This window comes from Methanimicrococcus hongohii (assembly GCF_032594095.1).
Lineage (GTDB): Archaea > Halobacteriota > Methanosarcinia > Methanosarcinales > Methanosarcinaceae > Methanimicrococcus > Methanimicrococcus hongohii.
Genome location: NZ_CP131059.1, coordinates 268,766 through 293,237 on the forward strand (window position 1 = coordinate 268,766; position 24,472 = coordinate 293,237).

13 protein-coding genes, 1 tRNA gene and 1 pseudogene are annotated in these 24,472 nt (G+C 42.4%); 11 read left to right on the top strand and 4 right to left on the bottom strand.

The window, feature by feature from the left end:
- The first annotated feature begins 223 nt into the window (after positions 1-223).
- The 5 genes and pseudogenes from MmiHf6_RS01250 to rpoA2 form a co-directional block, all read left to right on the top strand.
- Positions 224-466, top strand: a complete 243-nt coding sequence (locus MmiHf6_RS01250) for a DNA-directed RNA polymerase subunit H (protein ID WP_316557904.1) — start codon at positions 224-226, stop codon at positions 464-466.
- A gap of 591 nt (positions 467-1,057) precedes the next feature.
- Positions 1,058-2,767: a DNA-directed RNA polymerase subunit B'' gene (locus MmiHf6_RS01255; protein ID WP_316558630.1), complete on the top strand. Its 1,710-nt coding sequence runs from the start codon at positions 1,058-1,060 to the stop codon at positions 2,765-2,767.
- The gene (gene rpoB / locus MmiHf6_RS01260) at positions 2,767-4,602 is read left to right on the top strand and encodes a DNA-directed RNA polymerase subunit B (protein ID WP_316558631.1); all 1,836 of its coding nucleotides are present in this window, start codon (positions 2,767-2,769) and stop codon (positions 4,600-4,602) included. Before MmiHf6_RS01255 ends, rpoB begins: the two co-directional genes overlap by 1 nt.
- A gap of 2 nt (positions 4,603-4,604) precedes the next feature.
- On the top strand, positions 4,605-7,253 hold the full coding sequence (locus tag MmiHf6_RS01265; protein WP_316557905.1) for a DNA-directed RNA polymerase subunit A': 2,649 nt from the start codon (positions 4,605-4,607) through the stop codon (positions 7,251-7,253).
- A 2-nt stretch (positions 7,254-7,255) separates the two neighbouring features.
- Positions 7,256-8,437: pseudogene (gene rpoA2, locus MmiHf6_RS01270) on the top strand (DNA-directed RNA polymerase subunit A''); the annotation flags it as partial.
- A 524-nt stretch (positions 8,438-8,961) separates the two neighbouring features.
- Here rpoA2 and MmiHf6_RS01275 read toward each other — a convergent pair.
- Positions 8,962-9,198, bottom strand: a complete 237-nt coding sequence (locus tag MmiHf6_RS01275; RefSeq protein ID WP_316557906.1) for a hypothetical protein — start codon at positions 9,196-9,198, stop codon at positions 8,962-8,964.
- A gap of 1,419 nt (positions 9,199-10,617) precedes the next feature.
- Between MmiHf6_RS01275 and MmiHf6_RS01280 the strand changes: the two genes are divergently transcribed.
- Positions 10,618-11,010: a hypothetical protein gene (locus MmiHf6_RS01280; protein WP_316557907.1), complete on the top strand. Its 393-nt coding sequence runs from the start codon at positions 10,618-10,620 to the stop codon at positions 11,008-11,010.
- A 254-nt stretch (positions 11,011-11,264) separates the two neighbouring features.
- Here the strand turns inward: MmiHf6_RS01280 and MmiHf6_RS01285 are convergent, their stop codons facing one another.
- Entirely contained in the window at positions 11,265-11,774 is a 510-nt protein-coding gene (locus MmiHf6_RS01285; RefSeq protein ID WP_316557908.1) for a nitroreductase family protein, read from the bottom strand.
- A 413-nt stretch (positions 11,775-12,187) separates the two neighbouring features.
- On the opposite strand from MmiHf6_RS01285, the gene MmiHf6_RS01290 reads away from it, so the two are divergent.
- A tRNA-Leu gene (locus tag MmiHf6_RS01290) sits at positions 12,188-12,270 on the top strand.
- Between the two features lie 920 nt (positions 12,271-13,190).
- Here MmiHf6_RS01290 and MmiHf6_RS01295 read toward each other — a convergent pair.
- Positions 13,191-13,910, bottom strand: a complete 720-nt coding sequence (locus MmiHf6_RS01295) for a TetR/AcrR family transcriptional regulator (protein ID WP_316557909.1) — start codon at positions 13,908-13,910, stop codon at positions 13,191-13,193.
- A gap of 340 nt (positions 13,911-14,250) precedes the next feature.
- On the opposite strand from MmiHf6_RS01295, the gene MmiHf6_RS01300 reads away from it, so the two are divergent.
- On the top strand, positions 14,251-14,838 hold the full coding sequence (locus MmiHf6_RS01300) for a 5-formyltetrahydrofolate cyclo-ligase (RefSeq protein WP_316557910.1): 588 nt from the start codon (positions 14,251-14,253) through the stop codon (positions 14,836-14,838).
- 537 nt (positions 14,839-15,375) lie between these two features.
- Complete coding sequence (gene ftsZ / locus MmiHf6_RS01305; protein ID WP_316557911.1) at positions 15,376-16,488, top strand: cell division protein FtsZ; 1,113 nt, start codon at positions 15,376-15,378, stop codon at positions 16,486-16,488.
- Between the two features lie 260 nt (positions 16,489-16,748).
- Here ftsZ and MmiHf6_RS01310 read toward each other — a convergent pair whose 3' ends face one another.
- Complete coding sequence (locus MmiHf6_RS01310; RefSeq protein ID WP_316557912.1) at positions 16,749-16,937, bottom strand: hypothetical protein; 189 nt, start codon at positions 16,935-16,937, stop codon at positions 16,749-16,751.
- 477 nt (positions 16,938-17,414) lie between these two features.
- On the opposite strand from MmiHf6_RS01310, the gene MmiHf6_RS01315 reads away from it, so the two are divergent.
- Together MmiHf6_RS01315 and MmiHf6_RS01320 are read left to right on the top strand one after the other, a co-directional pair.
- Entirely contained in the window at positions 17,415-19,346 is a 1,932-nt protein-coding gene (locus MmiHf6_RS01315; RefSeq protein ID WP_316557913.1) for a DUF4346 domain-containing protein, read from the top strand.
- A 269-nt stretch (positions 19,347-19,615) separates the two neighbouring features.
- Positions 19,616-24,418 (top strand): SdrD B-like domain-containing protein, encoded by a 4,803-nt coding sequence (locus MmiHf6_RS01320; protein WP_316557914.1) that lies wholly within the window; start codon positions 19,616-19,618, stop codon positions 24,416-24,418.
- Positions 24,419-24,472 lie beyond the last annotated feature (54 nt).

Genomic DNA, 24,472 nt, shown 5'->3' on the forward strand with positions numbered 1-24,472 from the left:
TTGTTTTCATTTGATGTTTGACGGTATCGTTTCGCATTCAAATTGAAAATAACGTGAAATATATAAAAACAAAATATAATCAAAAAAATGATTCAAAATCGAAATGATTTTTCAAAATCTAATAATGATTTACAAAACAAAATGATTTCAAATTTGTCGTTTCCGCGTTTCGCGGCTGCAGCACTCAAATATGGATTACTATCTTTCTCACGGAGGAAAAGATTTGACATTTAAACTTCTTGATCATGAATCGGTCCCGCATCATGAAATTATCGGAGACGAGGAAGTGGCGGTATTGCTTGAAAAATACGCCATCGACAAGGAACAGTTTCCGAAACTCAGATTCGATGACCCGATCGTCCTTGAAATCGGCGCAAAAATCGGCGATGTGATTAAAATCACACGCAAAAGCCAGACCGCCGACGAATCCTTCTACTACAGGCTTGTCATCGACGCCGTTGTTTAAAAATGTTGGTTTATTTTGATATGTTTGAAAAATATTTGGGAATCTTATTCTATCAATAATCGCCCGCACTCCCGTTTCACCGACCCGCCAAAAAACTCATAATATAATACATCCGCAAAATACCGCTGAAGCACGGTATCGTATAACAGCAAACATTCCCGTAACGGAAGGGCTGAATTATACAATCAGGCTCGGACACTTTTCTAATCATTGTCGTTTGCCGGCTTGTTATTTTTTGCGGATTATTTATCAATTGAATGAATATCAATATTGGATGAATTGAATGACAATAAAAGTGTCAATAATTGAGTGTCAATAGAATGTATTAATCAAATCGAGTTTGAAGTCATAAAGAAGCATATGAAATCATAAGGCAAATCGTGTACGGGAATTATCAAAATCAAACAGATTCAAACTGAAGCAATCAACCAATGTAAAAAAACAAATGCAGAAAACAAATCAAATGCAGAAAACAAGGCAGACAACCGCAATGCAGGCAACTGCAGCGCGTGACTATCACATTTATTTACATACTATCCAAAAATCGAACAGACAGACGAATAAAATAACTCAAACAAGAGGGTGCTAACTATTACATTAGATACACGCGTTCTGACGAAATATTATTTCACCCAAGATAAAATTGTACAGCATCATATTGATTCTTTCAATAAATTCTTGGACACAGGACTTCAAAAAATTATAGATGAACAGCAAATCATCGAGACGGATATCGAAGGAACCTATCTGAAGCTCGGAAAAATCCGCGTCGAAAAACCGGTCGTTAAAGAAGCAGACGGAGCCATCGAAGGCCTTTATCCCAACGAAGCCCGCCTTCGCAACCTTTCTTATTCTGCACCGCTGTTCCTCGAAATGTCGGTCGTCAAAGAAGACCGCGACACACAAGACGAACCGATTGAAGCAAACATCGGACAGCTTCCGATCATGCTCAAATCCAAGGTCTGCAACCTCGTCGGCATGTCCGATGACGAAAAAATCTTAAACGGCGAAGACCCGCTCGACTGCGGCGGTTATTTCATCGTCGGCGGCACAGAGCGTGTCGTCATGACGCTTGAAGACCTCGCGCCGAACAAAATTTTGACCGAATACGGCGAGCGCTACGGCGACAAAATCGAAGTCGCAAAAGTCTTCTCACAAAAGAAAGGCTACCGCGCACTCGTGGTCGTTGAACGCGGACGCAAATCTTTGCTTGAAGTCTCCTTCCCGTCCATTACCGGAAGACTCAACTTTATCACACTTATCCGCGCGCTCGGCATCGTCACTGACCAGGACGTCGTGACCGCCGTTTCAACCGATCCGGAAATCGTTAAATTCATGCTTGAAAACTTGGACGAAGCCGAAGTTGACACAATGCAGGACGCCATCTCAAAAATCGGTATGCGCGTTGCCGCAGGACAAGCCCATGAATATCAGATCAAGCGGGCCAATTACGTTTTAGACAGATATTTATTACCGCACCTCGGCGACAAACCCGAAGACCGCATTTCAAAAGCGAACTTCCTTGCTAGAATGGCAGAATCCTGCTTTGAACTCGCGCTCGGAAAACGCGATGAGGATGACAAAGACCACTACTCCAACAAACGCCTCAAACTCGCGGGCGACCTCATGGAAGATCTCTTCCGTGTCTCTTTTAACAAACTTTCCCGCGACATCAAATACCAGTTGGAGCGCGCCAGCATGAGAAACCGTGAACTCAACGTCGCGACAATCGTTCGTGCCGACGTTTTGACAGACCGCTTACAGCACCCGCTTGCAACCGGCAACTGGGTCGGCGGCAGAACAGGTGTTTCCCAGCTTTTGGACAGAAACGACCACATCTCAACACTTTCCCATCTTCGCCGTGTGATTTCACCGCTTTCCCGCGCTCAGCCGCACTTCGAAGCGCGTGACCTGCACCCGACACAGTGGGGACGCCTCTGCCCCTCGGAAACTCCCGAAGGTCCGAACTGCGGTCTTGTGAAGAATTTTGCCGAAATGGTGGAACTTTCAACCGGCGTCGACGACACGGAACCCATCAAACAGGCGCTTTACAATTTAGGCGTTGAGAAATTCCAGTTTATCCAGCCCGAAATCATTGAAGTCGAATACGACAGCGCCGAAAAAGAAGAATTCGAAAGCGAATTCGAAGAAAAGGCAATCGGCATTAAGAAGACCGAAGGCGAATTCAGCGAAGACGAAGACGCGATTCCTGAAGCAGAAGCCGCGCCGGCCGAAAAGGAAGACGACATGGATGACGATTTCTTAGGCGGCATCGACTACGACGGGGGAATTGACGAATGATGAACAGATCTAAAATTTTCTTGGACGGCGAACTCATCGGAACGCACGACGATCCGCTGACGCTTGTTTCCAACATCCGCGAAATGAGAAGAAAAGGATACTTCTCAAAACAGGTCAATGTGGCTTACTTAGAACACACCGGCGAAGTTATTATTTCAGCCGACATCGGCCGCGCCAGAAGACCGCTTTTGATCGTTGAAAACGGCGGCATTCTCGTCACGGAAGAACACGTTGAAAAACTCAAAACCGGCGAATTGAATTTCGAAGATTTGATCGACCTCGGTTTGATCGAATATCTCGACGCGGAAGAAGAAGAAAACGCATACGTTGCCCTTCGCGAAAGAGAATTAAACGAACGCCACACGCACATGGAACTTTCACCCGATTTGATTTTGGGTATCTGCTCCGGTATGATTCCGTATCCGGAACACAATGCAGCCCCGCGTTGTACAATGGGCGCAGCTATGATCAAGCAGTGTATCGGCGTCTCAACAGCAAACCACAAGCTCAGACCCGACACGCGCGCAAACATTCTGCACTATCCGCAGCGCGCAATGACTTACACGCAGACCTGCGAGTCCATCGGATTCGATGACAGACCCGCCGGTCAGAATTTCGTTGTCGCCATTCTTTCTTACGAAGGCTACAACATTGAAGACGCTCTCGTTTTCAACAGAGGCTCTATCGAAAGAGGTCTCGGCCGCAGCCACTTTATTCGAACTTTTGAAGGCGAAGAACGCCGCTATCCGGGCGGTCAGGAAGACAAATTCGAAATTCCCGACTCCGAATATCGCGGTGCCAGAAGCGCCGAATCTTACGCCGAACTCGATGAAGACGGTTTGGTCAACCCCGAAACATATGCCGCGCCGAATGCGGTTCTGATCGGTAAAACCAGCCCGCCCCGTTTCCTTGAAGAAAACACGGGCGGCCTTGATTCCGGATTCAGCCAGCAGAGACGTGAAAGTTCCGTTACCATGCGCTCCAACGAAAAAGGTGTCGTTGACAACGTTATTTTAACCGAATCCATCAACGGTACAAGACTTGCGAAAGTCAAAGTCAGAGACGAGCGTGTTCCCGATATCGGTGACAAGTTCGCATCCAGACACGGTCAGAAAGGCGTTATCGGCCTCAAAGTCAACATCGCCGACATGCCGTTTTCCGAATCCGGTTTGTCACCCGATTTGATGATCAACCCGCACGCAATCCCGTCCCGTATGACTGTCGGGCACGTTCTCGAAATGATCGGCGGAAAAGTCGGTTCCATGGAAGGGCGCCGCATTGACGCGACAGCTTTCTCCGCAGCCGAAGAAAACGGTGACGACGAAGAAAAGCTCAGAGCAACGCTTCAGCAGTACGGCTTCGCCCACACCGGCAAAGAAGTGTTCTATGACGGCGTGACCGGAAAAATGATCCCGGCAGACGTTTTCGTCGGCGTTATTCTCTACCAGAAACTGCACCACATGGTCACTTCAAAAATGCACGCCAGATCCCGCGGTCCCGTTCAGGTTCTTACCAGACAGCCGACGGAAGGACGTGCGAGAGAAGGAGGTCTTCGTTTCGGTGAAATGGAGCGTGACGTTTTGGTCGGCCACGGCGCTGCGATGTGTCTGAAAGAAAGATTATTGGAAGAGTCCGACAAGGATGAAGAGTATGTCTGCAGCAACTGCGGTATGATTGCCACATTTGACAAGCAGAGAAACATGGCCGTCTGCCCCAACTGCGGTGCTGACACCGACATTTACCTTGTTGAAATGAGTTATTCCTTCAAGCTCCTGCTTGATGAAATCAAATCCCTCGGCGTTGCGCCGAGAATGGAACTTGAGGATGCGGTGTAATCATGATGTCAAGAAGAGTTCAGCAGATCCCGAAAAGAATTTCGGCCATTAAGTTCGGTTTACTTTCTCCCAAAGAAATCCGAAACATGAGCGCAACCAACGTCATTACCGCAGACACTTACGACGAAGACGGTTTCCCGATCGAGATGGGTCTCATGGACACGCGTCTTGGTGTGATAGACCCGGGATTGAAATGTAAAACCTGCCACTCCAAGGCAGGCGAATGTCCCGGCCACTTCGGTCACATCGAATTGGTCGTTCCGGTCATTCACGTCGGTTTCAACAAAACCATCCGCAAGCTGCTCCGCTCCATTTGCGGCAATTGCAGCCGGTTGCTTTTAAACGACGCGCAGAAAGAAGATTATTTGGCGCAGCTTGAAGCGGTCAAAGGAATCGGTCACATGCCCGATGATTTGATCAATGAAGTTTACAAAGAAGCGGCCAAGGTAAAGAAATGTCCGTACTGTGACGCAGATCAAAACGACATCAAGTTCGAGAAGCCGACCGAATATATCGAAAACGGCGAACGCTTAACGCCGACTGAAATTCGAGACCGCTTTGAAAACGTGCCGGACGAAGATATTCGCGTCATCGGAATGGACCCCGAAAACGCGCGTCCCGAATGGATGATTTTAACCGTTCTGCCGGTGCCGCCGGTAACGGTTCGCCCGTCCATCACGCTTGAATCCGGTCAGCGCAGTGAAGACGACTTGACGCACAAGTTAGTCGACATCATCAGAATTAATCAGAGATTCCAGGAAAACAGAGACGCAGGCGCGCCCCAGCTCATTATTGAAGACTTGTGGGAACTCTTGCAGTATCACGTGACCACGTTCTTTGACAACTCCGTCTCAGGCATTCCGCCGGCCAGACACAGATCGGGCCGCCCGCTCAAGACGCTTTCCCAGCGTTTGAAAGGAAAGGAAGGCCGTTTCAGAGGCAGTTTGTCCGGTAAACGTGTCAACTTCTCCGCGCGTACCGTTATTTCTCCGGATCCGGACTTGAGCATCAACGAAGTCGGCGTGCCGCTCCCGATTGCGCTCATTCTGACCATTCCGGAACATGTGACCGAACGCAACATCGATTTCCTGAAAGAGCACATCCGCCGCGGTCCGGCCAACTATCCGGGCGCGAACTACGTCATTCGTTCCGACGGCGGCCGTATCAAGATTACGGACATCAATGAGGAAGATCTGTGCGAAAAACTCGAATTCGGATGGATCGTCGAAAGACACCTCCGCGACGGCGATGTTGTTTTGTTCAACCGTCAGCCGTCTTTGCACAAGATGAGTATTATGGCGCACAATGTGAAGGTTTTGGACGGCAAGACTTTCCGTATGAATCCGGCCGTTTGTCCGCCTTACAACGCTGACTTTGACGGTGATGAAATGAACATGCATGTTCTTCAGACCGAAGAGGCCCGCGCGGAAGCGAAAATTTTGCTTCAGGTTCAGGAAAACATCCTGTCCCCGCGTTTCGGCGGTCCGATCGTCGGCGGTATTCACGACCACATTTCCGGTATGTTCCTTTTGACAAGAAAAGACAATCCTGTCACAAGCCGCATCAACAAAGACGATGCGCTTGACTTGCTCCGAAAAACAGATATTCGTGAATTGCCCGCGCCTGCAGGTATTGATGATAACGGTGAAGAATACTGGACCGGAAAGCAGATTTTCAGTCAGATTCTCCCCGAAGGTCTCAATATTTCATTCTCTTCCAATGTCGGTACAAAAGACATGGAAGAGGACTTGAAGAATGACGCTTATGTCGTTATCGAAGACGGTGAATTGATTGCCGGAACGATTGATGAAACGGCAATGGGCGCGTTCAAAGCGCAGATTTTGGACACGATTATTAAAGAGTACGGCACGACTCGCGGCGCGCAGTTCGTTGACGATGTGACGAAACTTGCAATCCGCGCTGTTATGAGAACGGGTCTTTCATTCGGTATTGCCGATGAAGACATCCCGGAAGAAGCGAAAACGCAGATTGAAATGGTTTTAACGAACGCTGAAGAGGAAGTTCAGAAGCTGATTCAGGCTTACAAAGATGAAGAGCTTGAACCATTGCCCGGAAGAACGCTTGATGAAACGATTGAAATGCGTATCATGCAGGAACTCGGCCGCGCTCGTGACAAGTCGGGTAAGATTGCCGACGCGCACATGGGTCTTGAAAATCCGGCGGCTATGATGGCGCGCTCGGGTGCGAGAGGTTCGATTTTGAACATTACGCAGATGGCTGCTTGTGTCGGTCAGCAGGCCGTTCGAGGGGCTCGTATCAACAGAGGTTACCGCGAAAGAACATTGCCGCACTTTGAACGCGGCGATTTGGGCGCTGACGCGCACGGTTTCGTGAAGTCGAGTTACAAGGACGGCTTGAATCCGACCGAATACTTCTTCCACTCTATCGGTGGTCGTGAAGGGTTGGTCGACACTGCGGTTCGTACGTCTCAGTCCGGTTATTTGCAGCGCCGTTTGGTCAGTGCGTTGCAGGACTTGGAAGTTCAGCCTGACTACACGGTTCGTGACACGCGCGGTGTTTTGATCCAGTTCATGTACGGTGAAGACGGTATTGACCCGACGAAGAGTGACTTCGCAAAGCCTGAGGCGATTCACAGAATTTTCAGAAACGTTACGGGAAGGGAGGTGTAATCATGGCAAAAATGAAAGATGCTGATATTCAGGCAAGATTACAGGATTTGCCGCTTCCGAAAAACATTGTGAAAACGATTCATGCTGACGCTTTGGCTGTCGGTGTGACGGATAAGGAAATGGATGAGATCATTGACCGTGTCATGGTCGGCTACAAGTTGTCTCAAATCGAAGCGTGTGACGCGGCCGGTGTGGTTGCGGCGCAGTCGATTGGGGAGCCGGGTACGCAGATGACCATGAGAACTTTCCACTACGCCGGTGTGGCTGAAATCAACGTTACGCTCGGTTTGCCGCGTTTGATTGAAATCGTGGACGCGCGAAAGATTCCGAGTACGCCGACGATGACGATTTATTTGAAGAATGATTCAAGTTTGACGGATGAAAACGGTAAACAGGATTATGCTTTTGATCGTGACAAGGCGCAGGCGGTTGCCTGGGATATTGAAGCGACGAAGATCGACCATATCGCGTCTGTGACGACGGATTTGGCGCAGATGAAAATCGTGATCAATATCAATGAAAAGGCGATGAATAAAAGAAATATGAATTTCATGGAAATCGCCGAGAAGTTTAAGGAGAAGATTCCGGATGCGACGGTTGAGGTCAGTGAGGAGAATTTCCAAATTGATTTGACGCCGAAGGATCAGCGCTACCGCGATTTGCTTCAGCTGACGAAGAAGATCAATGATATCACTTTGAAAGGCATTGAGGATATCAAGCGTGTCGTTTTGAGAAAGGGCAGCGACACTGAGGAATATGTTTTGTACACGGAAGGCTCTGCTTTGAAAGATGTCATTACCATTACGGGTGTTGACATGACGCGTACGACGACAAATAATATCAGTGAGATTTTCTCTGTTTTCGGTATTGAGGCGGCGAGAAATGCGATTATTACGGAAGCGACAAGTACGCTTCGTGAACAGGGTTTGAATGTTGATATTCGTCACATTATGCTTGTGGCTGACTTGATGACAAGCGACGGTGAAGTCAAACAGATTGGTCGTCACGGTATTTCAGGCGAGAAGGCCAGTGTTTTTGCGAGAGCGGCTTTCGAAGTGACTGTGAATCATTTGCTTGACGCGGGTATGCGCGGTAATGTGGATGAGCTTCAGGGTGTCACTGAAAACGTTATTGTCGGCCAGCCGATCAAGATGGGAACAGGCGATATTCGCTTGATTGCCAAAACGATTGATCCGAACGACCCGAAGCTTGCGAAATCGGTTGAGAAGAAAACGGTTCGAACCAGATCTCAAAAGAATGCCGCCGACAAGGCGGAGCTTGCCGGATCCGGATCTGCCGGTTCTGTTAAGGTGTCTTCCGAAGATTTGCTTGAAGCTGAAACGGCAGACGCGACCGCCGAGCCCGATGAAGATTGGGAAGACAATGTCGACATGGACATCGAAGAGACGGTAACGGAAACCGCAGACGCGGAAGAGCCGAAGAAAAGAAGAGGAAGGCCGCCCAAAGCAAAGGCGGAAGATGAAGAGTAATCTTCATCATTTCATTTCTTTTTTTCATTTTTTTCTTTTTCATTCAATTCTTTTCATTTTTTCTTTTTCATTCAATTCTTTTCATTTTTTCTTTTTCGTTCACTTCTTTTCTTTTCTTTTCTTTTTATTTTCATTTTCATTCTTTTTTACTTTATTTTTTTGAAAAATTGAGATTCAATTATTTTGGTTTTTAAAATGTCCCTCCTCTTTTTTGGTTGTTAAAGTTTGTGCGGCTCGCGCGGGCGGCGGCAGGCTGCTGCCTGTGCCGCGGCTGCAAACCTGCCGGCTTGGGACGCTTCGTCCGACTCGGATGCAAACCTCCCTCCAACCGGAAACGGAAACCTCCCTCCGCTCGGAAACAGCAACCTCCCTCCCATCGGCAACATAAACCTCCCTCCCATCGGCAACATAAACCTCCCTCCCACTGCAAATCCGGATTGTTTTACACTTTCCATTTTTAATTGGACTTAGAAAAGCGGAATAAGTTGTTTGTATTCGTCGTGTAAGAATCCGCCAAGTCTCAATTCCCTCCGCTTCGCTACGGGAATTTCAACTTGCGGGGATGTTGCTTGGACTTTCTATTAATTTTTTATTAAAAATCAAACATCGGTTTTATCAAATCTAAAACAAAAAACGAACGCCATTTTTCTTTTAAAGATTCTTTTATTTTCAGGTTTTAAAGGGCGTTCGGATTTATCGAAATTAAAGAAAATGGATGTTTGGGTTTATCCAAAAATTGACGAAAAGACCAAATGCCGACCCTCAATCGACGAGTTTTTGAGCGAAGCGAAAAAAGGAGGAGATTGAGATTCTAACCATGCGTCGACGAATTTTCGTATTTCAATTTTAATTTTGAGAGATAAAAACTGAAGAAACTGGATTGGAGTTTTGATTCGTCGTGTAAGAATCCGCCAAGTCTCGTTTCCTCCGCTTCGCTCCGGAAACTCAACTTGCGGGGGCGGTATTCGATATTTTCATTTATTTAATCAAAAATCAAACATCGGTTTTATCAAATTTAAAACAAAAATCGAACGCCGTTTTTTCTTTTAAAGATTCTTTTATTTTCAGGTTTTAAGGGGCGTTCGGGTTTATTGAAAATTAAAGAAAATGGATGTTTGGGTTTATCCAAAAATTGAAGAAAAAACAAAATGCCGCCCCTCAATCGACGAGTTTTTGAGCGAAGCGAAAAAAGGAGGAGATTGAGATTCTAACCATACGTCGACGAATTTTCGTATTTCCATTTTAATTTTGAGAGATAAAAACTGAAGAAACTGGATTGGGGTTTTGATTCGTCGTGTAAGAATCCGCCAAGTCTCGTTTCCTCCGCTTCGCTTCGGAAACTCAACTTGCGGGGGCGGTATTCGATATTTTCATTTATTCAATCAAAAAACAAACATCGGTTTTATCAAATTTAAAACAAAAATCGAACGCCGTTTTTTCTTTTAAAGATTCTTTTATTTTCAGGTTTTAAGGGGCGTTCGGGTTTATTGAAAATTAAAGAAAATGGATGTTTGGGTTTATCCAAAAATTGAAGAAAAAACAAAATGCCGACCCTCAATCGACGAGTTTTTGAGCGAAGCGAAAAAAGGAGGAGATTGAGATTCTAACCATACGCCGACGAATTTTCGTATTTCAATTTTAATTCAGAACATGGGATTGAATGAAATCCTGTTTCTTTTGGATTCCGACTTTTAATTCAGAACATGGGATTGAAATAAAGTATTTTGATTGAAATCATGTTTCCATTTTTTTTGTTTTTTCAAAACATTAATTATAATATTATTTATATACTTAAATTTCATTTAATAATATGCAATTTATATTTTAATCTATGAAATATAATGCAAAAAACATATCCGATAGGAGGAAAAACAATGACAAACGATGACCAATCCAGACCTTTTGATAAGGAATGCAATTTTACAAAAGTGACTGACGAAAATATGATTAAAGGCGTTTTAAGCGTTATCCGTGATATGGATAATGAAGCGGCTGTTGTGATGGACGGAAACAGAGACCTTTCATCCGTTATTCCGGGCATTCAAAATATTCAGCTTGAAAGAGATAAAGGCATTATTTACCATTACCGCATTCATGTTTTCGGACACTGCCCCGATGAATACAAAAAAATCAATCTTTTCTTTAAAGACGGTGAAGATAAAGTTCACAAAATGTTTATCATTTCCGGTCACGACAAATGGCATACGGAAAAATACAACAGCGAAAAGCCGGATATTTTTGAAATCAGCTGGGAAGTGACCGAGTAATTTCATTCTTCAGTTCAATTGAGTTAATTCAATATTCATTTTTTTTGAATAATTGTAAAATTAATTATAAAATAAAAATGGCAGGCTCAAAACCTGCACTTTTATTTTCTTTTTATTGTATTTTTTAATTTGTATTATTTACTTCTTTTTTGTTTGTATTTTTTGTTTGTATTTTTTGTTTGGTATTTTTTGTTTGGTATTTTTTGTTTGGTATTTTTTGTTTGGTATTTTTAGTTTGTATTTTTAATTCTTGTTTACCATTTGTTATAACGGACGCGCTCTTTTTTGAATCGGTCGGGCTGTTCCGGCTCTTTTTCGGGGTAACCGATAATTGTAAACGAATACGGAATCACGTTTTCGGGCAGATTGCACATTTTCACAAATCCTGCCATACGATCTTCTCGGGGATAAACGCCTGTCCAAACGGCGCCGAGCCCTTCGGCGTGAAGCGCTAAAAGTAAATTTTGCGTGGCAGCGCCCAGATCTTGCGGGAAAAATCCTTCGGCGACATCGTAATCTTTGTTGTGACAAATCAAAACGCCGATTGACGCGCCTTTTGCCATTGCCGCGTGCGGACTGAAAGTCGGAATTTCGTTCATAAGTTCCGGTTTGTCAATGATAATAAATTCCCAGGATTGCTGATTTCGAGCAGACGGCGCAAACATTGCGGCTTTAACAGCTTCTTCAACAAGTTCAGCGGGAACAGCTTTGTCTTGATATTTTCTGACGCTTCTGCGGGTGTATAAGGCTTCCATTGTGTCCATTTCTCTCACTTTTTTATTTTCATTTCATTTTTATTTTTCATTCTGTTTTATTTTATTTGAATTATTATTTTCAAAATTTAATTGCATGCTGAATTCGTTTGTCTTTCATTTAATAATTTTGTCTGATTGTTGATTTTTGAATAAATTTTGACATTCTTTTTGAATGTAAATATAATAAAAGCGGGGGCGGTTGTAAAATATTTGTAAAAACGAAACGGCTCGCGCGCGGCGGCGGACAGCTGCTGTCGGACGAAAAACTTCGGGCAGTAACAACAATAATAAAAAATTCATTCCGTTTTATTCCGTTCTCAACCTTTTTGTTTTTATTTCTGACAATAAGATTTAAAAAGAATCCGACTCTTTATGAGTTGCTGTTTTTCAAAACAGTTGTTTTTTAAAAATAAAATCGTAATGCGAAAGTTGCCAAGTGGTCAAAGGCGCCAGGTTCAGGGCCTGGTCGTGTAGACGTTCGTGGGTTCGACTCCCATCTTTCGCATTAATTATCGTTATTGTGCAGGGTTTTTCCCTGCACTTCTAATATGATTTGTCCTTCTAATTATGATAATTTCTCAGGATATTGATTATTTAATTTTTCATATATGTAATCAATATCAACGTAAATTAAATTGGTCGGGTTTTTGTTAATTTGTTTTTTAACGGCTTTGTATGCTTTATGAAGTTTTTTTGCTTTTTTAATTACTGTTTCTAAATCATTATTATCTATTCTGTACGGAACTCCCGACTAATCTTTATGGGTTCCGTAAATGTAATTGTCAGTAATCGGAAACATATTTTGCATTAAAAAAGCGTTTGTTTTTCCTTTATAATCGCAAATGTATATTTTGTCGCATTTTCCACCGGTTTGAATCATTTTATTCATGAGGGATCTGTATTTCATATCTTCAGTTGAAAGCGGAACCATCCATGAAATATTACTGTTATAACGGTCCTACATGACACATAAAAATGGTCGATATCCAGTTTGTTTTTGATTTTGATATGGTTTATTTTCTTGAAGGTTTAACCCTTTGAAATTATTAAAGAAGTTGTGAGAAATAAAATAAACATTGCCTATCACAATAAAATCTCCAAAAAATTATAATTCGGCTTTCTTTATTTGAAAGCCGAAGTCATCTATCGCCAGCCATTTCTTTTCCCCGCATACTGGCGAGCGGAGAGAATTATTGTTCGGCTATTTTGTTTTCCCTGCATGCCGACATTCAGGGAGATGCAGAAATTTACCAAGGCAATTCTCTACATTAACAACTTAATTAAAATCAGTATATATAGGTTCCGAAATTGTTTTGATATGACTACAACTTTTTACAATTTTCATCATCCGTTTCGTTAATTTAGTGTTTCATTGAATTTCATATTTCACTAATTTTTGTATGTTCTATTAAATTTATGAAAAATTTACTGAATAATCGGTTCATACGTATATTTCTTCGAAAATCCGGACAATTTGCTGACCGTTTCAATCAACTCATCACAATATGTTTCATAATCCTGTTTTTCATCGGCGTTCGGATCCATCGTATATCCGCGGACAGCGCCGTTGATCATGATTGCCAAAAACGTCGGATTGGTTTCGGCGAACCCGCCTTTTCTTTGAACGGCTTCGATTATTTTTTCCAAAAGATCGGTTTCATCGGTTCCGAATATTTTGTAATACGGCGTTCCGTTTTCATCGCGTCCGTTGTAAATAATTTCCATCATCGCGTCATTTTCTCTTTTATATTCTTCAGAGTAGGTCAAATAAGCGCGAATGTAAATATAGAGCATTTCTAAAGGCGTTTGCGCTTGAGCAACTTTTTCATGAACATAATTTTCCTGCTTTTGAAGCAAAATATGAAGCAGTTTTTCGATCAATTCTGTTTTTGTTTGAAAATAATACGGAATTAAAGCCGGGCTTATGTCTGCCTGCTTCGCGATTTTAGCAAGACTTGCATTGAGGTAGCCGACATCATTAAGCGTTAAAATTGCGGCGTCAAATATCTGTTCTTTTCGATAATCCGCGATAACCGATTTTTGAGACGCTCTTCTTTCATTTGCTCCGAATGTTCGGCTGTTTTGATTGCCCGAATCAATCGTTTGATTCATTTCCTCGAAATTTTCCTGATTTTCGCTGTTCATCCTGTAATACTTCCTTATGTTTCTCTTGTTTCGTTTTTTCATTTTTTGAATAAGTGTTTAAAATTTTGATTTTTCGGTAAATTTATCAAATGAACGTTTAATTATTTAAATATACGTTCAATTTTTTAAAAATTTTTGTTTCGATCATTAAAAATTAATTTAAAAAAATATCCGAAAAATGTCAAAATAATCAAAAAAAATTGAAAAAATATCAAGATAATCAAAAATTTATTAAACATTAAGGTCATTCACGGATACGGATTTTAAATTTCAGAGATTTAATAGCATTTGATTTTATTTCTCAATTCATTCAATATCATTTCATCCAATCGTGATAATTATGAAACATCATTTCCGCCAATTTCTCCGCGCGAAGCGTGACAGCTTAACACAGGCAGAGGTGATTGAAAAAAGCAAAACCATCACGGATGCGCTGATCCGATCCGATCTGTTTGAAAAAAGCAGTTCATTGTTCGCTTATTTAGATGTCCGGAATGAAGTTCATACAAGGCCGCTGATCGAATATTGTTTCGGAATCAACAAACCCGTTTTCGTTCCCGTGACGCGTGATCGCGAAATGTTTTTTACGCAGCTTCATGGTTTTTCGGATCTGGTTGAAGCCGGATTCGGCATTTCAGAGCCGGCACATCCGATTGCGGCCGAGCCTGATGAGAAATCTCTTTTTATTATTCCGGGCGTCGGATTTGATGAATGCGGCAACCGCATCGGGTACGGCGCAGGATTTTACGACAAATACTTACATTGCCGTAATTTACATCGCAGCAATTGCCGCAGCGGTATGCATTTGGTCGGAATCTGCTTTGAAATTCAAATGGCAGATGAACTTCCAAAGGAAGAAACAGATGTTCAAATGGACTCCGTGTTGACAGAAAATAAATGGCGGATTGTCGGAAAAGAGTGTCGGTAATCTGACTTTAAGTAATCTAAAAACGATTGCATGTCATACATTATACTTCTCGTATTATTCTTTCTTTTCTTTCTTTTTACGGGAGACGACTGCCTCTGAAATACCCCGGTTTCGCGTCGAAAATCTATCAAAAATATCATGTTGTTCGGTCTCATTTTTTTACAATAGGCTTATATACTATTACGAAATAATATAGCTTTACACATAGTGACGTTTAGCATATCATAGATGCCAAGATTTCGTTTATAAAAAATGATATACGACATTTTTCATATGCTAGGTTTTGCTTAATTTCGGCTGCCATTGTCGTTATTCGCATCGCTTGATGCCGCAGCCAAAAATGCCACACTTTCAATATTTAATGCCACACCTATCAAATGTTATCAGCAAAGTTTGCTTTTCAAAATTTCGAATCTTCCTCGAAATATGCTTGAAGCGTAAAAACTTCGGCCGACCGACATTTAATCGGTACATGAAAATAATCTAAAAACGTACATAATTCACACAAAATCGTACAATTCAAAGAGGTTTTCGTATATGCAGTCTATCATTCAAGAAGCATTAAAATACACAGAACAGGAAAAATCCGTTTCAGGCGCCGAAGGCGACGGCGGATTCGATGAATTCGGCCAGCCCAGAATCGTTATCGTCGGCTGCGGCGGCGCCGGAAACAACACAATCAAGCGTCTTTACAACATGGGTGTTGAAAACGCTGAAACCATTTGTATTAACACTGACAAGCAGGATCTTGACAGAACCCGCGCTGACAAAAAAATCTTGATTGGTAAGACTCTCACAAGAGGTCTCGGAGCAGGCGGTTACCCCGAAATCGGCAGAAAAGCAGCCGAACTCGCTCGCGGAACTCTTGAATCTGTTTTAAAAGATGCTGACCTCGTTTTCGTCACAGCCGGTATGGGCGGCGGAACAGGTACAGGTGTCGCACCCGTCGTTGCGGAAGTTGCAAAAGAACAGGGCGCAATCGTTATCGGCATGGTCTCAACTCCCTTCAAAGTTGAAGGATCTCGTTCTCAGAAAGCAATGGACGGTGTCGAAGCATTGAAAAAAGCAGCTGACACAGTCGTTATTTTGGACAATCAGAGACTTTTGGCTCACGTCCCCAACCTTCCGATCGATCAGGCTCTCTCCGTTATGGACCAGCTCATTGCCGAAACCGTTAAAGGTATCACGGAAACAATTACGGACTACTCACTCATCAACCTCGACTACGCCGACGTCCGCGCCACAATGGGCTGCGGCGGAATCGCTGTGATGATGGTCGGCGAATCCAAGAACCAGAACAAGAGCCAGGAAGTTGTCAAAGCGGCGCTCAACCACCCGCTTCTCGACGTCGACTATCGCGGCGCAACCGGATGTCTCATTCACATCACCGGCGGCCCCGACATGAGTCTTCAAGAAGCCATGGAAATCGGCGAACAGCTGACATACGAAATTTCAAATGAAGCAAAAGTGACAATCGGCGCGCGCGTTCTTGAAGAATACGAAGGCCGTGTCAGAGTTATGGCAATTATGACAGGCGTTCAGCAGAAGATCGGCGGATTCTCCGCAGCAACTTCTACGATGAACACTGCCTCAATCAGAAGTAAAGATGCTACTCTGTCTGCTTCCAGAGACATCATTGACTTCATCTAAATAAAAAACAAAAACGAAAGATTTGTAAGTGGTGACACTTACATCTCTCCTTCTATCTCTGTGTTTTAATTTTTTTCATTCTTTTTATTTTTTTACTTTTTTTTGGATTCAACTTTTGAAGAGTTTATTCTGTCAATTTGGTATGTTCATTTTTCGTTTTTTAAATTGCAATTTTCTTTTGATTATTTTTTTAAAAATCCGGTTCTCTTTTTTTTTTTTTTTTTTTTTTTTTTAAATGCAATCCTCTTTTTGATTAAATTTTAAAATTTGTGCGGTTCGCGCGCGGCAGAGGGCAGCTGCTGCGGCTGCCGGCAGCGGCGGCGGAGACAGAAACCTGACTCCACGCGGAAACAGAAACCTGACTCCACGCGGAAACAGAAATCTGACTCCACGCGGAAACAGAAATCTGACTCCACGCGGAAACAGAAACCTGATTGGCAGCAGCACATTAAAGACAGTTACAGATTGTTCCGCCTTTCGGGGAGGGCATCTATAAAAGACAGTTGCAAGAAGGAACAAGCAGCAGACGAAAACAACACTTAAAATCAACTGTTTTTTTAGTTTTTATTTTCGTATGGGGGGGATCCGCCAAGTCTCGTTTCCTCCGCTCTGCTTCGGAAACTTGAAACTTCGTTTCAAGTCCGGTTCGCCGCTTCGCGCCGCCCGGAACTCAACTTGCGGGGGCGGTACATCGTCTTTTAATTCATATTTATTTCAATTGAAACATCATTTTTATCAAATTAATCAAAAACGGAACGCCTTCTTTTTTCCAAAATTTAAAATTTTAAGATTAGGGTTTTATCGGGCGTTCGGGTTTCAATAATTTTTGAAAACCGATGTTTGTTTTTCAAATTGGGAATATGAAATTATAGAATTAAGAGTTGCTTTGAAAGGTTTATCTATTTCTTTTTCGTTTATGAATCATCATGAAAATACTCGTTGTTACCGGACTTTTGGCAGCCGATGCCGTCAAAAAATCGGTCGGCGATCTTGCCGACATTCTCGTTTTACCGACGCCGGTAGCAGCGCTGATCACGCCTCAAAAACTGATTTCAGGATACAAAAACTCCGATTTTTCAAACAAAAAATATGATGCCGTTTTGGTTTCCGGTTTCTCTAAATTTAATTTTTCAAAAGCCGAAAACGAAATCGGAAGTCCCGTTTGTTTGGGGCCCAAACACGCCGTTGACCTAAAAACGGCTTTGCTTTCCGAAATGTTTTCAAAAACTGTTCCCGCATGCGAACTGATTCAAACGCGCAAGAAAGAGCAGGTTTTTGAAATTTTAAAAGAGCATGAACAAAACGAAACAAACGCTTTTCATATCGGTTCGGTTCCAATCGGCGGCACTTCCCGAATGAAAATTTTGGCCGAAATCGTTGCCGCCGAATCACTTTCAAAAGAGGAACTTCAAGCTCAAGTCAATTATCTTATTTCAGAAGGCGCCGACATTATCGACCTCGGTTTTTCTCCCGACGCCGACGAACAAGCCGTTTCATCTGTTGTTTCTTTCGTTAAATCTTTTTGTCCGATTCCGATCAGCATTGATTCCGGCGATTTTTCCCAAATCCGCTCGGGAATTGAAAACGGCGTCGACTTGGTTTTAAGCGTTGACGGCAAAATATTGGCTGAATACGGCGCGCTTTTGTCCCGTAAGGATTTTACAAATTATTCTGCAAATTATCAGATTTTTGACCGCGTCACTTTCGTTGTCATTCCCGATTTATTCAATTCATTTGATTCGTCCGGTTTATCCGATTTGTCGGATTCATTCGATTCATCCAATTTGTCGGGTTCATTCGATTCTTCCGATTCATCGGTTTTGTCCGACTCCTCTGAAACCGGTGGCGGCAGACTTTCAAAACTTGAATCTCTTGAAAAAAACATCGCAAATGCGCGCAATTTCGGAATGAATAAAATTATTGCCGATCCGATTTTATCTCCGCCAGGCAGCGATTTGTTTTTGTCGCTTCAGGATTATTATGATTTTCATCAAAGAAATCCCGATATTCCCGTTCTTTTCGGTGTCGGAAACGTCACGGAACTTTTTGATGCCGATTCCGTCGGCATGAACGCGCTCCTGTCTGAAATCGCAACTGAATGCGGCGCATCTCTTTTGTTTACGCCGAACGCAAGCGATAAAGGAAAAGGCTCCGTTCGGGAATTGAGAACGGCTTCCGAAATGATGCTTCTCTCAAACATTCGCGACTCTTCGCCCAAAGATCTCGGAATCGATTTATTGATTCTGAAAGAAAAAAGAAAGCGCCCCGATTTCAATTTGAATCTTGTTTCAAAAAGCGGCGCTTTTGATTTTCTTCATTTACGCGATGATGAAATTAATGAAATTGAAAATAATTTCAATGAAAATAATTACAATGAAAATAATTACAATGAAATCGGGTATGGAATCAAACAAGGAACCGGGACCGGAAACGCAGATAAACAAATCCAACGTGAAAATATGTCGACGCGTTCTGCCATTTTATCGGGCGCGCTGAATCCGGATTTTGCTGCCGGAACCAAATGGGGCTGGAAATCCGATCCCGCCGGCAATTTCTTGATCGGTGTTCTTTCCGTTTCCGATTTAATTCCTTATTTGATTCACGCTTGCGGATTAGATGAAATTTCTCCCGAAATCCAAAAGCTGAAATCCGTTCAGACATCGGGTCAAAGAGTTATTATCGCCGTTCATCAAAAAGCGATTATTGTCGGCACCGATTCAGCTTTTATGGTCGAATCTGTTTTAAAAGAGAATTTAATTTCCGAATTCAGTCACGCGGCTTATTTAGGACGTGAGCTTATGAAGGCGGAAATTGCTGTTTTGTTGGGAAGAAGTTATTCGCAGGATGACAGGTTTTAATTTTTTAGTTTATTTTCTCTTTTTATTTTAGTTTATTTTCTCTTTTTATTATTGATTCATCTATTCCATTATATTTCTTTATCAGTAATTATTTTGAGTAACTTATTTATATTGAAATAGTTTATTTGTTATCTATTATTATTTGTTTAAATAAATTTATTTTATAATCTTAAAATATCTGGAAGGGGTTGAATAATTAGATGAAATATTCTATTTTTTATAAACGCATATCTGTGCCGAGTATCATTGTTCTTATATTGTTGTTGTTAATGGTTGCACCTGTAGCTGCGACAGATATTTCTGCAGACTGGAGTGACAATTCAGGCGTAAGCACCACTAAAATATTACAGCCGACAAACAGCAGCTCTTTAATTTACAAAATAACATCGACATCAACGGCTAATATTGAGTTAGAGCTGACAATTGAAAATGCGAATAACAGCAATTACGGTGTCGGATTTAATCTGACTTATCCGACCGAATATGTCGGGACAGAAGACAATTATTTTGCAGAAGTCCTTTCACATTCATACAATTATGATTCCGGTACCAATAAAGGAACTCTTAAAATGGTTCTTGAACCAAATGCTTCCGTTTTTGATTTAAATATTGTTGTTACGGCGGATGCAAAAAAAGTCTATCATAATGAAACGGCAGAAATCAATGCAAAAATTACTCAAGCCGGTTCAACTAAAACGGCTGATGCCGCAACAGTTAAAGCACGAATTCCTTCAATCACATCTTCCGGTTCTTATATTCTTAATAATCCGTCCCGATTGGCGACAGGTGCGGATGAGGTCGACATTGGTCTTTATTATGGTCCAAATATTTCTGCTCTTTCCGTTGCAGGTTTCAGAATCTATGCAGACTCAATCACTTTTAACTTTTCCAATATTACAGTATATGCAGACGGTTTTACCGGTAATTTGTCGGAATGGAAAACTAATAACGGCGGTACGGATATTTTAACATTCGAAGAGTTCTTAAACGGCACTTACATAATTACCGTTGATAGCGATAATTATACCGTTACTTTTACACCAAAATCCGGTCAATTTACTTTAGCCGGCGCGTTTTATTTACCTCTGAAAATTAAAACAGATTCAAATTTTACGGATACACCCGCTAATACGACAGCTCCTTCCATTTCCTTCACGAATGTAATGCTTACTGCTGAAAATATGACTTTCAACGGCCGCGGTCCTGTTATCACAAGTTTTAAGTCCGGTACTTCAACCGACGGAAGTACTTACGGATGGGGCACAGGCGGATCGAAATTTACCGCTGTCAAAAGTGGAGATGATCATTTATCTGTTAAATTAAATGCGCCGACAGGGGCGAACGGCGATATGAACCGCAATATCATCAATGCCGATGCCGGTATTTTTGAATATCAGAATCTCTTTAAAGCTCAGATCACAAACAGTGTGCGAAACGGTTCAGATGAAACAATTGACTTTGAAATTCCGACCGGCCTTAAAGTCACACACATTCGTGTTCCTTCTTACAGCAATGAACAAACAAAGTATACAGCGGTTTCAATTTGGGACCGTGCAAACAATACTTTTGTTTCTTTGGCTCCTGCGGTCACGACAAATTTGACTCAATATGGTTATGGAGACGGCGAAAACATCACTTTGAAAATTGAAAATGTTCTTCGTATGTATCCCTCCCCGTCCGCAGCAAGCACAGAAAGCGCCAGCCATATGATTACTTTTATCGGTCAAATTACGGACACCAATACAACACCTGTCTCTTTTACATTCAACGCTTCACGAAACGGCAGCGCTTTGGATAATATCAGTGCCGGTTTAACGATTACAGTTCGAGACAGTTATATTGTGATGCCTTATCATGCTTACGGAAACGGCATTTTGACAGACTCAAAAACAAGTTATGCCGGAACACCGTCACTTGTACAGCGCGGTGATACTTTCTACATGTTTACAAGTTACAGTGCTTCCTCTTATCCGTACAATTCCGTTCTTCGATTTAATCCGATGAATGTCGGCGGCACAACCGCGGTCTCCAATCCGGTGATTTACTTTAACATTCCAAACGGATTAGTCGTCACGGGAGATCCTGAAGTGACTTATTCAAACGGTACCGTAAAAACTTATAATTCTTATTCCGGCACCCCTTTGACATTTACGACCAAAACATATGAAAATGAAGGAATATACGGTTCTGAAGGCGGATATGTTGTCGAAGTGAAATATAATGTTGATAATTCAAATACTGGTACTTTTTGGGCACGCGATGCAAATATCCGTCTTCCGGTAACTGTTGCGGATGACTATGAAGGCACAGGATTTACCTTTGAGCCTTACAGCATACTTGTTTCAACCTGGGATCCGAATGCTTATGATGTCTATATGAGCGGGTCAGGCGGCAGAGTTTACAAGTTGAGTGATGTTTTTTCATCTTCTAATTTGAGCACAATTGCATCATCTGTGACTCATTCAACTTATCCGCAATACATTTACCAGTCCTTTGTAGAAGTTGCATCCGATGCTTCTGTTTCGGCAAGCACTTCTGTTAAAATGTCAACAGGCTATGTTTCCTATAAATCAGGCACGACAACGACATATCCCGAACTTCATGCGGGCAGTCAAAATGAAGAATTCAAAATTTCTTTCAAAAATAAATTGAGTTCTCTCACCGATGACGCAGTTGTTTATTTCGTTTTGCCTTCCAATGACGAGTGGGCACCTAAATTGCTTTCTCCGAATTTGGGAGACACCGATTTGAATATCAGTCTTTCCGGAGATTTGGATCGCGGAAATATTACCGTTTATTATACAACAGAAGCACTCGGCAATGAAAATTCGCTGACTGATATGGGCGGCTTAACAACATGGGTTGAAATCACTTCTGTAAACTTGCAGTCCATTATTTGGGATGACGTCACTGCGATTCGCTGCGATGTTATCAATGCGCCCGGCGACAGCGGCTTTGATCTTTATTTGAAGTTCTATATGCCGGATCTTGAAGCAGCTGCTTTATCCGATGAAGATCAATTGGTTCTCGGACAAACGCTTTATGATATCAACATCTCCGGATTTGATCCGATTACTTCCGAAACCGGCGCAACCGCCGCGATTAAAATAAAAGCGTCTTTGCCGCCTCAAATCATTGACATTGCGGGAGTCGACTTTGTGACTTCTTCAGATGTTGAATTCCGTACAGATTCCGTTTCAAATAAATTCTATGACGGGTTCATAGTACGCGACGATTTCAGTGATGTGAAACTTGATCAAATCATTGTTAAATATAAAGAGCCGGGAAGTACTGAGTTTATTGTTCAGTCTCAATATTCATATGACAGCACCAACCTTTCCGATGCGGTAACTTCAGTGACTTATTCCGATACCATATCCGGTCAAGATTGGAAGGGTTACAAGTACACTTTGAAAGACAGCTTGAAAACCTATATTCAAAATATGAATCAAACGTTGGGTGAATATTCCGTTACTTTAATTTCAACAACAGATAATGATTTGAATCCTGCTTCGGCAACTTATACAATAAAAGTTTCAAAGAATGAATCTAATGTCACACTTACATTGAATAATAACAGTGTTGAGTATGAAATGAATTCAGCCAATACTCTCCCGTTGTATTTGCCGGACGGTTCAACACCGACAGACGGTTCATACACCTGGACTGAATATCTGACCTACTTTGTAGATGTCAACGATTACGGAGACGTACACAATGTTTCCAGATTTGTCAAAGCGGAGAGTTCAAACTTCACCAATATTGCAGAACCCGGAAAATTCTTTATGAATTATACATACATTTCTCCGGGATTGACTGACAGTAAATCTGTTTCTGTTCCGGTAACCGTTGTATTGTATGATGATTTAACGGTGAAAGCGGTTGCCGACGGTCAGTCTCTTGACGGTTTGACTGTTTACGTCGATGACGGTGTGTTAAGTCCGATTGTTCCGCTGAATTATGATTCGGATTTATCTGGATATCCCACTTTCATTAAAGGCAGTTACAGCGATCCGAAAAATGCTTCGTACGCAATTTACTATTCCGGCTTCCCGTCGGGATTAAAAGATGTAAATGGCGGCGTGTCTGACGGCTACGGTAATTTGACAGTTGATTATTCCGTTGAATACGGCGCAGAAAGCTATACGCGAGCCCGTGTGCTGAATTTTGATCCGATCAAATTCGAAGCAACGGCATCAGGAGATACAGACGGCATTTATTCCGTGAGCTTGTATAAAGTTGATACAGAGGATGAATTAATTGACAGTCCGATCATTCAGGACAAAGAAACACCTCAGTCCGTTTTCACATTCGATAAAGAATCAGGCGAAGGCTGGTATTCTGACGGTGGTTATTATGTTTCTGTTCAGCTCATACCGGGCTATCAGCTCAGTGCTTCAAGCGGTTTTGTCCAAGATTCTGATAATTCTTTGATTTGGACAAGCAGTCCTGAAAATTTGAACAGCGCAGATGTTTCATTTGCTTTCACCGTTGAACAGGCACCGTTTGTCTCAGGTCTTGTTTGGGTCGATTCAAATAAAGACAGTACGATGGATGTCGGCGAAAAGCTTCTCTCAGATGTCGAAGTTCAGCTTTACAACAGCACAAATGACCTTATTGGCACAGCCAAATCTCTGGATGACGGATATTATTATTTCTACGGCATGCCGGAAGACGACTATTATGTTAAAGTCATTGTTCCGAGCGGATACCGGCTGTCCGAATTTGATGTTGATCAAACTGTGTCTAAAACGAATGACAACAGTTCAGATGTATTCACTCTTGATTCTTCGACTCCGTGGAAAGAAGCAATGTATGTCGGTCTCTACAGAACAGACAACAGCGGATCCGGATTCGGTCAGGCATATGTTGTTGCATCCGCTTCCGGCGGTACAGTCTTGGTTGAAAGTCCTGAAGGGGAAATCAGAGAACCGGGTTTTACAACACCTCTGGATGTTATTGAAACAAAGAGAACTCAGTTCCCGTGGTATCTTCTGATCTTGGGATTGCTTGTCGTCATCGTTTGTGTCGGTGCGGCAGTAATGTATCAAAAATCGAGAGGAAGAGTTTAATTTTCTTCTTCTCTTTTTATTTTTTATTTCTGATTCGTTCTTCTTGTCATTCTT

Bases quoted from the DNA above. Each gene is read 5' to 3' on its own strand.
- ftsZ (WP_316557911.1), top strand. From the start codon at position 15,376: ATGCAGTCTATCATTCAAGAAGCATTAAAATACACAGAACAGGAAAAA.
- rpoB (WP_316558631.1), top strand. From the start codon at position 2,767: ATGAACAGATCTAAAATTTTCTTGGACGGCGAACTCATCGGAACGCAC.
- MmiHf6_RS01310 (WP_316557912.1), bottom strand. From the start codon at position 16,937: ATGTGCTGCTGCCAATCAGGTTTCTGTTTCCGCGTGGAGTCAGATTTC.
- MmiHf6_RS01320 (WP_316557914.1), top strand. From the start codon at position 19,616: ATGGTTGCACCTGTAGCTGCGACAGATATTTCTGCAGACTGGAGTGAC.
- MmiHf6_RS01285 (WP_316557908.1), bottom strand. From the start codon at position 11,774: ATGGACACAATGGAAGCCTTATACACCCGCAGAAGCGTCAGAAAATAT.
- MmiHf6_RS01280 (WP_316557907.1), top strand. From the start codon at position 10,618: ATGACAAACGATGACCAATCCAGACCTTTTGATAAGGAATGCAATTTT.
- MmiHf6_RS01295 (WP_316557909.1), bottom strand. From the start codon at position 13,910: ATGAACAGCGAAAATCAGGAAAATTTCGAGGAAATGAATCAAACGATT.
- MmiHf6_RS01265 (WP_316557905.1), top strand. From the start codon at position 4,605: ATGATGTCAAGAAGAGTTCAGCAGATCCCGAAAAGAATTTCGGCCATT.
- MmiHf6_RS01300 (WP_316557910.1), top strand. From the start codon at position 14,251: ATGAAACATCATTTCCGCCAATTTCTCCGCGCGAAGCGTGACAGCTTA.
- MmiHf6_RS01275 (WP_316557906.1), bottom strand. From the start codon at position 9,198: ATGGAAAGTGTAAAACAATCCGGATTTGCAGTGGGAGGGAGGTTTATG.
- MmiHf6_RS01315 (WP_316557913.1), top strand. From the start codon at position 17,415: ATGAAAATACTCGTTGTTACCGGACTTTTGGCAGCCGATGCCGTCAAA.